A 14,182-nucleotide genomic window follows, 5' to 3' on the forward strand; every position below is an offset into this window, starting at 1 on the left:
ACCTCAGGCCGCCGCCCCCAGCCGCTCCCCGAAGAACCGCGTCCGCCGCGCGTCCAGCTCCGCCGCCTCGGCCGCCATCCCCCGGTACGCGAAGTGCCCCGCCGTCAGCACCTGGAGCTCGCGCTCACCGGCCAGCGCGTTGTGTACGGCGAACTGCCCCGGCGGCGGCACCGACGGGTCGAACAGCGCGGCCGCGACCAGCGTGGGCAGCGTCAGCCGGGTCGCCGCCGTCGCCGCGTCGAAGTAGCGCAGGACCTCCGTGACCTCGGGGTGCCCGCGGTGGTGCGCCCGGACCGCCTCGCCGCTGCCCGCGCAGGGCAGGGTCAGCCGCAGCGGGTGGTTCCCGAAGGTGGGCACGGTGAGCTGGGCCGCGCCGAAGCGGTCGTCCCACGGCAGCGCGAGCGCCCCGAGCCCGCCGCCGAAGCTCTCGCCGAGGTAGCCGAGGCGGGGCCCGCCCAGGAGGCCCGCCGACGCCAGCTCCGGCACCAGCGTTGTGAGCGCGGAGGCGGCGCACCACAGGTCGGCCGCGCAGTCCCCGATGACGTACGAGGCACGGGAGCCGATGCCGTGCAGGACATGCGCGTCGGCCACGTCCGAAATGCCGGCCACCCGCCCCCGCTCCCCCATGCCCCGTACGCACGGCAGGATCGTCGCGGCCCCGGGCAGCGGCGCCGGCAGGTCCCGGCCGGGTTCCCGGCGGCCGCCGTACCCGTGCCCGACGACGAATCCGTACCGCACGGGGCCCTCGGCGGGAAGGGCGAGCCAGCCGCCGAGCCGCACTCCGCCCACCGAGGTGAAGGCGACCCCGTGCACGCGGACGCCGTCGCGCTCCTCCTCCACCGGACCGAGGACCGGCCGCGGGTCCACCGCACGGGCTCGCGCGTACCGCTCGCGCCAGAACGCGTCGAAGTCGTCGGGAGCAGGCGGGACGGGAACGGTGAGCAGCGCGTCCGGCGCGTCGTACCCGTAGGCCGGGTCGAACGGGAAGTCGTGGGAGAGCGCGACGGATGAGGCCATGCGGCGAGGGTAGACGCCGACCACCGACGGAACGTCCGCCCCCGGGGGCGACGAATCGGTCACATCGCCTGTTGTTCTACAAAAACCGCGTTTACGGTTCAACGAACGGTTCAACAGCAGGACGCCGAGAAGTCGGGCGACAAGACGCAGAGATGTCGGGCGCGTTGCACGAGTGTGACCCAGCACCCTCTTGCGGATTCACGAACGACTGGCGCAGAGTGATGTATGCGCTTACAGGCAGCGCATACATAGCGCACAGCGCAGCATCCGGAATGCTCAAGGAGGAGCCCTCCCATGTCCCGCATCGCCAGAACCGCTCCCGCCGGCATAGCGCTCGCCCTCGCCGTGACCCTCTCCGCCTGCGGCTCCTCCGGCGGCGACGTCGCGGCCGACGAGAAGCAGACGCTGACCGTGTGGGCCATGGGTGCCGAGGGCGAGAAGCTCGCGGACGTGGCCGAGGTCTACGAGAAGGCCAACCCGAACATCACGGTGAAGGTGACCCCGATCGGCTGGGACGTCGCCCACCAGAAGCTCGTCTCGGCAGCGGCGGCGGGCACCCTGCCCGACGTGGCGCAGATGGGCGGCAGTTACATGGGCGAGTTCGCCGAGCTGGGCGTGCTGGAGCCGGTGGACACCAAGGTCTTCGACAAGAAGGACTTCTTCCCGGCGGGCTGGGAGCAGGGCGAGGTGGACGGCACCGCGTACGGCGTGCCCTGGTACGTCGACACCCGGGTCCTCTACTACCGCACGGACCTGGCCGAGAAGGCGGGCGTGAGCAAGGCCCCGGCGAACTGGAAGGAACTCCAGGACCTGGCGGGCGCGTACCAGAAGAAGGCCGGTACGAAGTGGGGGCTGTCCATCCAGCCCAGCGGCCTGGACACCGTGCAGAACTTCTACTCCTTCCTGTACTCGGCGGGCGGCGAGATCGTCAACGCCGAGGGCGAGGCGGTCATCGACAGCCCGGAGGCGGTCAAGGCGCTCAAGGAGTACGGCAGTTACTTCGACAAGGGCCTGTCCAACAAGTCCGTCCAGCCCGGCTACGACGTGGTGAAGGACTTCGGCAACGGCCGGGTCCCGATGTTCTTCGGCGGCCCCTGGCACGTGACGCTGCTCAACGAGGGCCAGCCGCAGATCAAGGGCAAGTGGGCCATCGCCCCCGTCCCGGCGGACGCCTCCTCCACCTCGATGGCCGGCGGCTCCTCGCTCGTCGTCTCCAAGGACAGCGAGCACAAGGCGGCGGCCACCGAGTTCATCCAGTACCTGACCGACACGAAGGGCCAGGCCGACTGGTACGAGCGGACGAAGGACCTGCCCGCCAACACCTCCGCGTGGGAGTCCGGCACGCTCGCCGACGACGCCGACCTCCAGACCTTCAAGCAGCAGATGGACACCGCCAAGTCCTCGCCCTCCCTGGCCAACTGGACCGAGATCACCGACAAGGTGGACCAGGCCATCGCCAAGGTGACGCAGGGCAAGGCTTCCGCCGAGGACGCGCTGAAGACCGCGCAGTCCGAGATCGAAGGCCTCGTGAAGCAGTAGCCATGAGCACCTCGACCACCACGAACGAGAAGGCCGCAGGGCCCGCGAAGGCGGGGGCGGGCGCATCCCCCTCCCCCGCCCCGGGCGGCGGCGGCCGCCGCAAGCGGACGCTGGGCATGCAGAACGCGGCGGGCTGGCTGTTCTCCACCCCGTTCCTCGTCCTGTTCGCCGTCTTCATGGCGTTCCCGATCCTCGCCACGCTGGCGATGAGCTTCACCGACTTCGGGCTGCGCAACGTGACGCGCCCGTGGGAGGCGGAGTTCATCGGGTTCGAGAACTACGTCGAGCTCTTCGGCGACGAGAAGTTCCTCAAGTCCCTCTTCAACACGGGGTACTTCGTGGTCGTCGGCGTACCGCTGACGATCGGGATCGGGCTGGTCGTCGCCGTCCTGCTGAACAACGGCATCGACCGGGCGCGGACCTTCTTCCGGGTCGGCTTCTACGCCCCGGTGGTCACCACCATCGTCGCGGTGGCCGTGGTCTGGCGGTTCGTGCTCGATCCGAGCGACGGGCTCATCGCGGGTCTCTTCTCCGAAGTGGGCCGGCCCGCACCGGACTTCCTCGGCTCCGAGACGCTGGCGATGCCGTCGCTGATCGTCATGGCGGTCTGGCGGAACGTCGGAACGGTGATGGTGCTGTTCATCGCGGGCCTCCAGGCGATCCCCACCGAGGTGCGGGAGGCGGCGAAGCTGGACGGCGCGAGCGTCTGGCACGAGTTCCGGTCCATCACGATCCCGCTGCTGCGCCCGACGGTCCTCTACGCCACGGTGATCACGACGATCGGCTACCTCAACGTGTTCGAGGAGCCGTTCGTGATGACCCAGGGCGGCCCGTCCGACTCGACCCTCACGGTCTCGCTGAACATGTACCGCGAAGGGTTCAACTTCTTCCACATGGGCTACGCGAGCGCGATGGCGTACGTCCTGTTCGTGGTGATCATGGGCATCACGGTGCTCCAGCTCCGACTGCTGAAGGACAACACGAAATGAGCGCCACCAGCAGCGCCCCGGTCAAGAACGTGGGCGGCGCCCCGGTCAAGAGCCCGGGCAAGGGGTCCCGTCCGAAGCGGAGCACCGCCCGCCCCCTGATCTACGTCCTGCTCTCGTTCGGCCTGCTGGTCATGTCGGCGCCCTTCCTCTGGATGGGGATCTCCGCCTTCAAGACGCAGAGCGAGCTGTCGGCCAGCCCGCCGGTGTGGATCCCCACCGAGTGGACCCTGACCAACTTCCGGCAGCTGCTCGACAAGCTGGACCTGCCGCTGTACTTCATGAACTCGGTGATCGTGGCGGTCCTGGTGACCGTCTCGAACCTGGTCTTCTGCTCGATGCTCGGCTACGCCCTGGCGAAGCTGAACTTCGTCGGCCGCAACAAGATCTTCGGGCTGGTGCTCGGTGCGCTGATGGTGCCCGGCAACCTGATGCTGCTGCCGCTGTTCGTGCTGATGAGCAAGCTCCAGCTGATCGACAGCTACGCGGGTCTGGTGCTGCCGTTCGCCGCCGGGGCCTTCGGGGTCTTCCTGATGCGCCAGTTCATGCAGTCGATCCCGGACGAGCTGCTGGAGGCGGCCCGGATGGACGGCGCGAGCGAGTGGTACATCTTCTGGCGGATCGTGATGCCGCTGGTGAAGCCCGCCCTCGCGACGCTGTCGATCTTCACGTTCCTGGGTTCCTGGAACAACTTCGTCTGGCCGCTGATCGCGACCAACGACCCCGACAAGTACACCCTTCCGGTCGCCCTGGCGACCTTCGCCACCGACCCCAACAAGGCGGGCGGCTCCAACGGGATGCTGATGGCCGGAGCCTTCCTGATCGTGCTGCCGGTGCTGGTCGTGTTCATCGCGCTCCAACGGCACTTCACGCAGGGCATCGCCACGGCGGGCATGAAGTAGCGCCCGGATCAGCCGACTTCACACCAAGGCCGCATCCCACTCCGTAGCGAGCGCGGCCACACCCCACACCACCACCAGAAAGACATGTCGCGATGACGAACACCCCTGCCCCGAACCCGGTCCCGGCCCGGCCGACGGCCTCCGTCCCGTTCCCCGAGGGCTTCCTCTGGGGCGCGTCCACGGCCGCCCACCAGATCGAGGGCAACAACACCGACTGCGACTGGTGGGTCAAGGAGCACGCTGCCGGCACCCACATCGCGGAGCCGAGCCTGGACGCCTGCGACAGCTACCACCGCTGGCCCGAGGACATGGACCTGCTGGCCTCGCTCGGCTTCACCGACTACCGGTTCTCCATCGAGTGGGCCCGTATCGAGCCGGTCGAGGGCCGCTTCTCGCGCGCCCAGCTCGCCCACTACCGGCGGATGGTGGAGGGCGCGATCGAGCGCGGCCTTCGCCCGATGGTGACCCTGCACCACTTCACGGTCCCGCAGTGGTTCGAGGCGCGCGGCGGCTGGACGGCCGAGGGGGCGGTCGAGCTGTTCGCCCGGTACGTGGCGGCCTGCGCCCCGGTGATCTCCGAGGGGGTCTCCCACGTCTGCACGATCAACGAGCCGAACATGATCGCCGTGATGGCGGGCCAGGCCAAGCGCGGCGACAACAGCTTCCCGCCCGCCGGCCTGCCCACCCCCGACGACGAGACGACCGCGGCCGTCATCGCCGCCCACCACGCGGCGGTGAAGGAGGTCCGGGCCCTGGACGCGGGCATCCAGGTCGGCTGGACCATCGCCAACCAGGTCTACCAGGCCCTCCCCGGCGCGGAGGACGTCACCGCCGCCTACCGCCACCCGCGCGAGGACGTCTTCATCGAGGCGGCGCGCGGCGACGACTGGATCGGCGTGCAGTCCTACACCCGTACGCGGATCGGCCCCGACGGACCGATCCCGGCGGCCGACGACGTCGAGCGGACGCTGACGACGTGGGAGTACTACCCGGGCGCGGTCGGCGAGGCGCTGCGCCACACGGCCGAGGTCGTCGGGGACGTCCCGCTGATCGTCACGGAGAACGGCATCGCGACCGCCGACGACAGCCGCCGCGTCGACTACTACACGGGCGCGCTGAACGAGGTCGCCTCGGCGCTTCAGGACGGCCTCGACATCCGGGGCTACCTGGCGTGGAGCGCGCTCGACAACTACGAGTGGGGCACCTACAAGGCCACGTTCGGCCTGATCGCGATCGACTGGGAGACCTTCGAGCGCACCCCGCGCGACTCGGCGAAGTGGCTGGGATCGCTGGGCCGCACCCGCGAACTCCCGCGCGCGCAGGCCTGATTCACCCGCGCGCGTTCGCGCGCCTCGATACGGGGAGCCACCTGACGGCTCCCTCCGGTCCGGGAGCCGGCGGAACCTGACGACCGCCGGCTCCCGAGCCGCACGCACGAGCACTGTTCCCCTCTTCCCCCTTCTGCCACCAGGAGCCGGACCGATGGACCGTCGCACGTTTCTCACCGCCGCAGGGACCGGGGCCGCGGCCCTGTCGCTCGGAGCCGTGACCGCCCCCGCAACAGCGGCGGCCCCGGCAGACCCCCGCCTTCTGAAGCACTGGTTCGACGACACGTACCGCTCGATCGAGGCGATGACGACCGACTTCGGCCTGGTCACCGACAAGATCGACCTCAGGGGCGCGGGAGCTCCCGCCCAGTCCCCCCAGACCTCCCCCACCAACATCGGCTGCGGCCTGTGGTCGACGGTGGCGGCGGCAGGCCTGGGTGTGATCGGCGAAGGAGCGATGCTCCGGGCCCTGACGCGCACGGTCACAGCAGTGGAGAAGCTGGAGCGCCACCACGGCTTCTGGCTCAACTGGTATGACGCACACGACGGTTCGGTACTGACGGAGTGGCCCGGAACCGGGGCCCCGGTGCGCCCGTTCCTGTCCTCGGTGGACAACGCGTGGCTGGTGACGGGCCTGCGGACAGCCGCCGACGCGGCACCGACGCTACGCGCCCGCATCGACCGCATCCTGGCCACGGCCGACTGGTCGTACTTCTACACGCCGTACGACCCGGCCGACCCGGTGGCGGGCCCCGGCCAGCTGCGCGGCGGCGTCTGGACGGACACGGAGGAGCCGACCCCGCACCACTACGGCGCGCTCAACACCGAGCCCCGCATGGCGAGTTACCTGGGCATAGCGGACGGCTCGCTCCCCGGCGACCACTACTGGCACCTGCTGCGCACGATGCTCCCGGAGCACGAGCAGGAGCAGAAGCCGGGCGGCGGTTACGTCACGGTCGACGGCGTACGCGTATGGAACGGCCACTACACGCACCGGGGCCGGAAGGTGGTCCCCACCTGGGGCGGCTCGATGTTCGAGGCGCTGATGGTGCCGCTGTTCGTGCCGGAGCCGGAGTGGTCGCCGCGCGCGTGGGGCGTGACCCACCAGCGTTACGTACGCGGCCAGATCGACCACGGTCTGCGGGAGGCGCAGTACGGCTACTGGGGCTTCTCCCCCGCCAACGTCCCCGAGGACGGCTACCAGGAGTACGGGGTCGACGCGCTCGGCATGGCGGTCGACGGCTACGCCTCCAACACGGACCGCACGCACACGACGGACGGCGAACCGCTCCCGCCCCCTTCCGCGTTCACCAACGGAGTCGTCACCCCGCACGCCTCCTTCCTGGCCCTGCCGTACGCGCGCCGGGACGCGGTGGCCAACCTGCGCGCGCTGGACCGGGACTTCGGCGCGTACGAGGAGGGGCTCGGCTTCCGGGACTCGGTGAACGTGTCGACGGGCCGGGTCAGCGACTTCATGCTCGCGCTGGACCAGGGCATGATCGTCGCGGCGCTCGCCCAGGAGCTGCGCCCGGGTCTGCTGCAACGCCCTTTCCGCACAGGGGGTTTCCGCTCGCGCGTCCGTCCGCTGCTGGAGCGGGAGCGGTTCTCGGTCTGAGGGCGGCGGTACGGTCCGCAGGAGCCGCCGTCCGCCCCCCGTCCGGGGCGGGCGGCGGCTCCTACGGCTTCCGCTCGTCGGTGACCGCTTCGGGCAGGGGCGAGGCGCCGCCGTGCGCGGTGCAGACCTCCTTGCCCCCGTCCTTGATGACCACGCAGGCCCGGGCGGCGGCGGGGTAGGGGGCTTCGACCATGGGTGAGTAGGTGTCCCGGTCGTAGGTGATCGCGCGGGCCGCCGAGTGGTTGTGCGGCCCCTCGACCCGTGCCGTGTCCCCGACCCGGCCCTCGGTGATCCTGGCCCAGGCGGCTCCGCAGCGGGGGCTGTAGCGCAGCTCCAGGTGGATCCCGTCGACCTTCTCCGCCGCGGCGGTCCACACCCCGATGTGGCACTCCATGCCCTGGGCGTCCTTGTTCCGGCACTCGAACCCGGTGCACTTCGCGGAACTTCCCCTGGACGTCGGCTCCCCCCGGCTCTCCGGAGCGCCCACGAGCATGCCCGCGAGCAGCCCCGTGGCCATCCCCACACCGGTGGCGGCCCCGACGATGAGACCCCAGCGCCGGGGCCGGCGGGGCGAGGCGGGGGGCGGGAGTGGGCTGCTCCGGCGATCGCGCCCCGGGTGGCTCCGCCTGCGGGGCAGCCACCGGATCAGGCTCGGAATCGGATAAGGAATCAGGATCCTGGGCGGCCGTCGGCGGCACCTCGGCGACGACGTCCTCCGGGGCCTTCCGGTCGGGCTGCGCCTGACCGCGCTCGGCGATCTCCAGCAGGAGGAGCAGGCGGTCGGGCTTCACCGAGACCGCCTGGGCGAATTCCCGCACCGCCTGCCGGGGTGGAAGTGCCTTGCCGCTGAGGTAGCGCCCCCACGACGACTTGCTGTAGCTCGTCCGGTTGGCGAGCGCGGCGAGGGTCATTCCGTCGCGCCCTCGCAGTAACCGGAGTTGTTCGGTCAGAAGCCCGGCTTCCCGGGGCGGCTCCCCGGCCCCGGGGTCTCCCAGCCTGTCCCGCCATCGCTCGTCCTCCCACGCTGTGTCCCCTGTTATAGGGCCTGTTGACGTGTCCCGATTCCCATCATGTCCCAACCGGTCCCACCGCTCTACCGGGGTTCTCGTCGCGGCACGAGCATCTGTCGAGCAACGCCACCGGGAACAAGCACGGTTCACCGTCCCGCCCACCGAAGGATGAACATGCGTAATCGCGCCATCGCTTCCCTTGCCGCAACGGCGTCCGCCGCGGCCACCGTCGTCGCCATGACCGCCACACCGGCCAACGCCTACGGCGATCTGCCCGTCGTGGGGCGCGAGTCGACCGGTACGGACTACTGCCCCTGCCGGTACAACGACATGATCGACGGAACCTACTTCCACAAGGATGTGGGTGGGACGGGGTTCAAGGTCATCCACGGCAACGCCAGCCGCCACGCGGTGGCGAAGGTCGAGTTCCACCCGTATGACGAGATTCTCTATGTGTACGACGTGAAGAACGACGGCGACACGTTGTACTACAAGGTGTCCTACGAGGGTGACGGCGGAAAGTGGGGTCTGTACGCCGCTCCGAGCACGTCCAACGTCATTGACATCAGGAAGGTGAACCTGGACATCCCGGAGGGCAGAAGGGTGACGGTCACCGTCTACGACGACAAGGCGATGAAGGAGAAGGTCTACACGATCTACGGCACCGCCTGATTCCGGCCCCCTCCTCCGGCAACGCGGTGACTGCCCCGATCCGTGATCGGGGCAGTCACCACATGCCTGTTCATCGCTCACGGTCACGCGGGGCGAGATGCGGGTACTCCCCCGCGAGTACGGCGTCCACCGCCGCGAGCGTCGGATCGGTGACGTCCCAGTCGTGGGCGGGGAGCGCCGGTCAGAGGAGGCCGGAACCGGGCTGTCCGGCGTGTCCAACCACGGCACATGCGCGCCGTCGGGAGCGACAGTCATCCCGAACCGCTCCGGCCCCGGCCGCCCCGACCGAGTCCCGCCCCCGGTCGAACGTCCTGCTGGTTCCACCGAGAACGGACACTGAAAGCCTCCCGGGAACCGATGAGTTCATGGAACGGCGGTCGTCTATATCTGTGACCGCGCACCGCGGCCCGACGCCACTTCGAAGGACCCGGCCATGACCTCCACCGCACTCTCCGCCGCCACCGCCCCCGCCGTCTCCCGCCGCGCCGACCGCGCGCTGTGGGGTCTGCAGATCCTGCTGGCCCTGTTCTACGGCGTCGCCAGCGCCGTCCCGAAGCTCGTGGCGCACTCCTCGGCCACCGTCACCTTCGACGCGATCGGCTGGGGCGACTGGCTCATGTACCTCACCGGCGTGCTGGAACTGGCCGGTGCCGTCGGGCTGCTGATCCCGCGCCTGGCGGCACTCGCCGCCCTCGGCCTGGTCGGCGTGATGCTCGGCGCCGAGGTGTTCACCTGGGCCTTTCTGGACGGCGTCAACTGGGCCACCCCGCTGATCGCAGCCGCCCTTCTCGGCGCCGTCGCGTACGGCCGACGCCACACCCTGACCGTCCCGCGCCGCCGCTGACCGAGCCCGAAGAGCACGTGGGACCTGAAAGCGTTTCGCAGTCCACACCGAACCCGGAAGGCCCTCACCGGTTCAAGATCCCTCGGCCGAGACCTGCATCGCCCGTCCACAACCTCCCGGGACAGAACACCTGGCGCTCTCTGTCGGAGAAGAGATGCGGGGCCAGCTCGCAGAGCAGGTGTCCGGCTTCCGGGCGGCTGCCGCCGTCGGCAGCGGCGAGGCGGAGCACGAAGTCCGGGGGCGGCAGCAGGGTTACGGCGGTGCACTGGTCCATGGGGCGGGGAATCCTCCGGTCGTCGCCGTCAGGGCGCGTCGATGTCGGGTTCGTCGGGGGTGCCGGGACCGTCGTCCTCCGCGACCAGTCGCCGGACCTCGCTGTGGACGTGCTCGGCGATGAGGTCGCCGAGCGGGTCGGTCACGGAGAAGGAGTGCGGCCCGGGGTGGTGGTCGAAGTACGCGCACGTGGTCACCGTGCGGGTCGCCAGCTCGCGGAGCACGGCGGGGCAGAGGCGGAGCACGTCGAGCCGGTGGACGCGGTGGGCCCCGGTCCCCGACCAGAGGAACCACAGGTCCCGGTCGTCCGGGGCGTCCGCCGTCCACAGATGCGCGGCGTGCTCGGCCGACTCGTCGTGGTCGCCCAGCTCGCACAGGACGAAGTCCTCCGGTTCCACGATGTCCGGCGGATGCTCGGGCCCGCCCTCCATCGTCGCCAGCGCCAGCAACGCTTCCGCGTAGGGGACTTGGGTCACGGCGGTGCATTGCAGCACGCGGTCAGACCCCTTCCGTACGGAGGTGACGCGAGGACGGGTGGTTCGCCGAGGCTGCCGCCGTCCACCCCCAAAGATCCACGGGCCACGCGCCGAGGGTGACGCGCAGCCCCACGAACGGATCGACCACGGTGAGCAGGGCGGGGAGCCCGGATTCCAGCGCGCTCAGGGCGTGGTCCTGGCTGCCGTGGTCGTCCGCCCAGGCCCGGAGCGCCTCGGGGGCGTCGGACCCGTGGAAGGCGACCGGCCGGACGTCCCTGGCCCCGAGCCACGGGGCGGGCGGGGGCAGACTGCGCCCGTGCGCGTCCGCCAGCCGCAGGGCCTGCCGGCGCAGCCAGCGGAGGACGAGGCGGCGGTTCGGCAGGGCGACCCCGCCGAGCGGGAGGGCCCGGCCGCCGGTCGTCACCGTGACGGCCGCGACGTAGTCCAGCACCCTCGGGCGCCCCGCCTTCACAGCACTTCTCCCCGGCTGCGCGCGTTGAGCCGCGCGGTACGCGCCCGAAGCTGCTCCATGAGCAACGCGGGCCGTACGTAACGGGGTTCGACCTCCCACTCGCGCCCGCCGCCGACCGGACGGAGGGACCAGTACGGGCCGGCGACGCCCTGGAACTCCCCCACGCGGTCACCGCGGCTGGTGTCCGCGAGCAGGGTCCCGGGGTCCGGGACGGGTAAGGGCCGCTCCGTATTCGCGCTGGCGTTCTCGCCGTACACCGATCGCTCCTCTCTGTAGCCGAACGACTACCAGGGCGACTCAGCGTGGCCTAGCGTGGATACGTCTTCAACGTTTCGGAACTGGGGGATACGTTGGTCAACCGCAAGGAAGTGAACCCGGACGGGGGCCCGGAGGCGGCCTACGGAGCGCGTCTGCGGCGGGAGCGAGAGGCTCGGGGCTGGAAACAGGACGATCTCGGGGGCCGCATCGGCTACACCGGGCGGCACGTTTCCGGCGTGGAATTGTGCCACAAGTCCCCAACTCGCAAGTTCTCGATCGCCGTTGACGTGGCGATGGGCTATACGGGAACCGCTGACTCGTTCGAGCGCGAGTGGCGCAAGATCAAGCACGGGGTGCTGTTGCAGGGCTTCCCGGAGTACGTGGCTCTGGAGGGCCGGGCGGCGGAGATCCGGCTGTTCGAGGTGGGCGTCATCCCGGGGCTGTTGCAGACCCGGGGGTACGCGGAGGCGCTGGCACGCGGGGCGGTCGACCGGGGCGTCATCACCCCCGAACAGGCAGATCAGCGCGTCTCGTTGCTCATGGAGCGCCAGGGCGCCCTGTTACGCACCGTCCCGCCGATGCTGATCGCGGTGCTGGACGAGAGCTGCATCCGCCGCCCGGTCGGCAGCCCCGCCGTGATGGACGCCCAGTTGCAGCATCTGGTCGACTTCGCCACGCAGTCCCACACCATGCTGCAGATCGTCCCGTTCAGCGTCGGCGAGCAGCGGCCCTTCAACCGGCTGGTGAATCTGCTGACGCTCCAGGACCGGTCCGTGGTCTCCTACGTCGAGTCCGAGACGCAGGGCCACCTGGACCGTGAACTCAGCTCTGTCATCCCGATGGTGAGGGCCTACCATCAGTTGCAGGCTGTGTCTCTGTCGCAGACGGATACCGTGGACATGATCCACCAGCATCGAAAGGGCACCCCGTGACGACCGAATCCACGACCCCGCAGTGGGTCAAGTCCTCCTACAGCGACAACGGCGGTTCGTGCGTCCAGTGGGCCCCGCGTACCGCCTCCGCCACCGGCATCGTCCCCGTACGCGACTCGAAGAACCCGGGCGGCCCGGCTCTGGCCGTCACCGCCGACGCGTTCACCTCCTTCGTGGCGGGCGTCAAGGCAGGCGGCTTCGAAGCCTCCTGACCCCCGACTCCTGACTGCCGACGCCCCCTGTACCGCCCAGGGGGCGTCGACTCACGCCACGCACGGAAGGCGCGGCGGCTGCGGACCCCCGGCATTCCGGCAGGGGGCCGCCGCGTGAGCCGGACGCCGCTCCCGGCCCGCCCCGGGGCGGTATCAGGCCAGGGTTCCGTGCTTCGCCGTGAATTCCCCACCGGTGACCTAGCGTGTTGATCATCGCCGCGAGCGGTGACATGCGGGCACGCGGTACGGGCACGAGGAGCGAGGGAGTCCGATGGTGACGGAAACCGACTGGCGACGCCGGTCCGTGGTCGTGACGGGTGGCACGCGGGGCATCGGGCGGGGCATCGCGGAGTTGTTCGCCCGTCGTGGCGCCGCCGTCGTCCTCACCGGGCGGGACGAGGAGATCGCCCGCAAGACGGCGGACGGACTCGCCCGGACCACCGGATCCCGGGTGACCGGACTGGGCCTGGACCTCCGGGACCCAGCGGCCGTCGAGGCCATGGCGGAAGAGGCCGAGGCGCGCCACGGCCACGTCGACGTCGTGAGCGCGAACGCCGGGGTCTTCCCCGAGAAGCCCCTGCGGGAGATGACGGCCGCGGACGTGGACGACGTCCTCGCCGTCAACCTGCGGGGCTCGATCCTCACGACGAAGGCGTTCCTGCCGGCCATGGAGCGCGCCGGGAGCGGGCGCGTGGTGCTCACCTCCTCGATCACCGGGCCGACCACGGGCTTCGGCGGGTGGTCCCACTACGGGGCGAGCAAGGCGGGCCAGTTGGGGTTCATCCGCAGCGCCGCGCTGGAACTGGCCCCGGCGGGCATCACCGTCAACGCCGTCCTGCCCGGAAACGTCCGCACCGAGGGGCTGAGCGAGATGGGCGAGGACTACCTGCGACGGATGACCGCCACGATCCCGGTCGGCCGGCTCGGCGAGACCGCGGACATCGCCCACGCCGTGCTCTTCCTCGCCTCCGACGAAGCCGCGTTCATCACCGGTCAGACACTCACCGTCGACGGCGGCCAGACCCTGCCCGAATCGCTGGACTCCTTCACCCCGACGGCCTGACGAAGGCGGCCCGGCCGCCCGGTGGCCGACGATGAAGTGTTCGCCCCCGTCAGGGCAGACGCTGCCCCAGGGCGACGTCGAGGCGCACGAAGGCGGGAGGGTTCCCCGTCCGCCCGTGCGGCCGGACGGAGGCGTTCTCGGCCATGCGGCCCGCCGGGCACGCGCGTCGCGCGCGGCGCGGCCCGCCCGTGACGTATCGCGTCACGATCTCGGCGGCTTCGTCGGCTTCCGGGAAGTGGGCGGTGACGGCGTAGTGGTGGCTGCCGACCTGGACGGTCGTCAGGGGCGCCGCCCGGAGATCCAGGTACCAGGGCGCGTCCGCGGGGGCGGCCAGGATCCAGCAGCCGCGCTCCGCGTCGTACGCGATGACCTGCAGCACGGTGTGATGGAGATGTCCGTCGGCTCTGGCAATGTGGTGCAGGAGCAGCAGATGGCGGCCCAGCACCGGCCCGAGTCCCACGCGGAAGAGGGTGGCGGGCAGGCGTGCGACGTGTCGCCGCCAGCCGCCCGGCGGTGGAAGGTGGTGATGGACGCCGTGGCGTTCTGTTCTCATCGAGCCGCCTCCTCGCGCCGTGCAGGGGAA

At 70.6% G+C, this 14,182-nt stretch carries 17 protein-coding genes and 1 pseudogene; 10 read left to right on the top strand and 8 right to left on the bottom strand.

Features of this window, described 5'->3' with window-relative positions:
- Positions 1–3: 3 nt before the first annotated feature.
- The gene (locus IE140_RS02205) at positions 4–1,017 is read right to left on the bottom strand and encodes an acetylxylan esterase (RefSeq protein WP_189460015.1); all 1,014 of its coding nucleotides are present in this window, start codon (positions 1,015–1,017) and stop codon (positions 4–6) included.
- 294 nt (positions 1,018–1,311) lie between these two features.
- Between IE140_RS02205 and IE140_RS02210 the strand changes: the two genes are divergently transcribed.
- The 5 genes from IE140_RS02210 to IE140_RS02230 all read left to right on the top strand — a co-directional run bounded on the left by IE140_RS02210 (position 1,312) and on the right by IE140_RS02230 (position 7,387).
- The gene (locus tag IE140_RS02210) at positions 1,312–2,556 is read left to right on the top strand and encodes a sugar ABC transporter substrate-binding protein (protein WP_150195894.1); all 1,245 of its coding nucleotides are present in this window, start codon (positions 1,312–1,314) and stop codon (positions 2,554–2,556) included.
- 2 nt (positions 2,557–2,558) lie between these two features.
- Entirely contained in the window at positions 2,559–3,545 is a 987-nt protein-coding gene (locus tag IE140_RS02215) for a carbohydrate ABC transporter permease (RefSeq protein WP_150195892.1), read from the top strand.
- Positions 3,542–4,444, top strand: a complete 903-nt coding sequence (locus tag IE140_RS02220) for a carbohydrate ABC transporter permease (RefSeq protein ID WP_229826667.1) — start codon at positions 3,542–3,544, stop codon at positions 4,442–4,444. Before IE140_RS02215 ends, IE140_RS02220 begins: the two co-directional genes overlap by 4 nt.
- Before the next feature lie 92 nt (positions 4,445–4,536).
- Complete coding sequence (locus tag IE140_RS02225) at positions 4,537–5,772, top strand: glycoside hydrolase family 1 protein (protein ID WP_109179982.1); 1,236 nt, start codon at positions 4,537–4,539, stop codon at positions 5,770–5,772.
- A 154-nt stretch (positions 5,773–5,926) separates the two neighbouring features.
- A complete protein-coding gene (locus tag IE140_RS02230) occupies positions 5,927–7,387 on the top strand; it encodes a glucoamylase family protein (RefSeq protein WP_150195890.1) in 1,461 nt (486 codons plus the stop codon).
- Positions 7,388–7,448: 61 nt separating this feature from the next.
- Here IE140_RS02230 and IE140_RS35810 read toward each other — a convergent pair whose 3' ends face one another.
- Entirely contained in the window at positions 7,449–7,904 is a 456-nt protein-coding gene (locus tag IE140_RS35810) for a DUF2690 domain-containing protein (protein WP_229826668.1), read from the bottom strand.
- Between the two features lie 316 nt (positions 7,905–8,220).
- Positions 8,221–8,298, bottom strand: a pseudogene (locus tag IE140_RS35815) (hypothetical protein); the annotation flags it as partial.
- Positions 8,299–8,571: 273 nt separating this feature from the next.
- Between IE140_RS35815 and IE140_RS02240 the strand changes: the two are divergent.
- Positions 8,572–9,069: a hypothetical protein gene (locus tag IE140_RS02240; RefSeq protein WP_229826669.1), complete on the top strand. Its 498-nt coding sequence runs from the start codon at positions 8,572–8,574 to the stop codon at positions 9,067–9,069.
- A 433-nt stretch (positions 9,070–9,502) separates the two neighbouring features.
- Entirely contained in the window at positions 9,503–9,913 is a 411-nt protein-coding gene (locus IE140_RS02245; RefSeq protein WP_109179978.1) for a DoxX family protein, read from the top strand.
- A gap of 64 nt (positions 9,914–9,977) precedes the next feature.
- Here the strand turns inward: IE140_RS02245 and IE140_RS02250 are convergent, their stop codons facing one another.
- The 4 genes from IE140_RS02250 to IE140_RS02265 are packed head-to-tail and all read right to left on the bottom strand — an operon-like array spanning position 9,978 to position 11,391.
- A complete protein-coding gene (locus IE140_RS02250; RefSeq protein WP_109179977.1) occupies positions 9,978–10,187 on the bottom strand; it encodes a hypothetical protein in 210 nt (69 codons plus the stop codon).
- A gap of 28 nt (positions 10,188–10,215) precedes the next feature.
- Positions 10,216–10,680 (bottom strand): hypothetical protein, encoded by a 465-nt coding sequence (locus tag IE140_RS02255; RefSeq protein ID WP_150195886.1) that lies wholly within the window; start codon positions 10,678–10,680, stop codon positions 10,216–10,218.
- Positions 10,681–10,684: 4 nt separating this feature from the next.
- Positions 10,685–11,134 carry a hypothetical protein gene (locus IE140_RS02260; RefSeq protein WP_229826670.1) on the bottom strand — a complete coding sequence of 150 codons (450 nt, stop codon included), beginning with the start codon at positions 11,132–11,134 and terminating at the stop codon, positions 10,685–10,687.
- A complete protein-coding gene (locus IE140_RS02265; RefSeq protein ID WP_032780723.1) occupies positions 11,131–11,391 on the bottom strand; it encodes a hypothetical protein in 261 nt (86 codons plus the stop codon). Before IE140_RS02265 ends, IE140_RS02260 begins: the two co-directional genes overlap by 4 nt.
- Positions 11,392–11,484: 93 nt before the next feature.
- On the opposite strand from IE140_RS02265, the gene IE140_RS02270 reads away from it, so the two are divergent.
- From IE140_RS02270 to fabG, 3 genes are all read left to right on the top strand, one after another.
- Entirely contained in the window at positions 11,485–12,324 is an 840-nt protein-coding gene (locus tag IE140_RS02270; RefSeq protein ID WP_150195884.1) for a DUF5753 domain-containing protein, read from the top strand.
- On the top strand, positions 12,321–12,536 hold the full coding sequence (locus tag IE140_RS02275) for a DUF397 domain-containing protein (protein ID WP_150195882.1): 216 nt from the start codon (positions 12,321–12,323) through the stop codon (positions 12,534–12,536). Before IE140_RS02270 ends, IE140_RS02275 begins: the two co-directional genes overlap by 4 nt.
- Positions 12,537–12,807: 271 nt before the next feature.
- Positions 12,808–13,599: a 3-oxoacyl-ACP reductase FabG gene (fabG, locus tag IE140_RS02280; RefSeq protein WP_150195880.1), complete on the top strand. Its 792-nt coding sequence runs from the start codon at positions 12,808–12,810 to the stop codon at positions 13,597–13,599.
- A gap of 49 nt (positions 13,600–13,648) precedes the next feature.
- Here fabG and IE140_RS02285 read toward each other — a convergent pair whose 3' ends face one another.
- The gene (locus IE140_RS02285; protein WP_150195878.1) at positions 13,649–14,152 is read right to left on the bottom strand and encodes a nitroreductase/quinone reductase family protein; all 504 of its coding nucleotides are present in this window, start codon (positions 14,150–14,152) and stop codon (positions 13,649–13,651) included.
- Positions 14,153–14,182: the final 30 nt, after the last annotated feature.

Origin of the sequence: Streptomyces parvus (assembly GCF_014648875.1) — a bacterium.
Classification (GTDB): Bacteria; Actinomycetota; Actinomycetes; order Streptomycetales; family Streptomycetaceae; genus Streptomyces; species Streptomyces parvus.

Coding starts and splice junctions, on each gene's coding strand:
- IE140_RS02245 (WP_109179978.1), top strand. CDS start 9,503: ATGACCTCCACCGCACTCTCCGCCGCCACCGCCCCCGCCGTCTCCCGC.
- IE140_RS02220 (WP_229826667.1), top strand. CDS start 3,542: ATGAGCGCCACCAGCAGCGCCCCGGTCAAGAACGTGGGCGGCGCCCCG.
- IE140_RS02250 (WP_109179977.1), bottom strand. CDS start 10,187: ATGGACCAGTGCACCGCCGTAACCCTGCTGCCGCCCCCGGACTTCGTG.
- IE140_RS02225 (WP_109179982.1), top strand. CDS start 4,537: ATGACGAACACCCCTGCCCCGAACCCGGTCCCGGCCCGGCCGACGGCC.
- IE140_RS02230 (WP_150195890.1), top strand. CDS start 5,927: ATGGACCGTCGCACGTTTCTCACCGCCGCAGGGACCGGGGCCGCGGCC.
- fabG (WP_150195880.1), top strand. CDS start 12,808: ATGGTGACGGAAACCGACTGGCGACGCCGGTCCGTGGTCGTGACGGGT.
- IE140_RS02240 (WP_229826669.1), top strand. CDS start 8,572: ATGCGTAATCGCGCCATCGCTTCCCTTGCCGCAACGGCGTCCGCCGCG.
- IE140_RS02210 (WP_150195894.1), top strand. CDS start 1,312: ATGTCCCGCATCGCCAGAACCGCTCCCGCCGGCATAGCGCTCGCCCTC.
- IE140_RS35810 (WP_229826668.1), bottom strand. CDS start 7,904: ATGGCCACGGGGCTGCTCGCGGGCATGCTCGTGGGCGCTCCGGAGAGC.
- IE140_RS02285 (WP_150195878.1), bottom strand. CDS start 14,152: ATGAGAACAGAACGCCACGGCGTCCATCACCACCTTCCACCGCCGGGC.
- IE140_RS02205 (WP_189460015.1), bottom strand. CDS start 1,017: ATGGCCTCATCCGTCGCGCTCTCCCACGACTTCCCGTTCGACCCGGCC.
- IE140_RS02215 (WP_150195892.1), top strand. CDS start 2,559: ATGAGCACCTCGACCACCACGAACGAGAAGGCCGCAGGGCCCGCGAAG.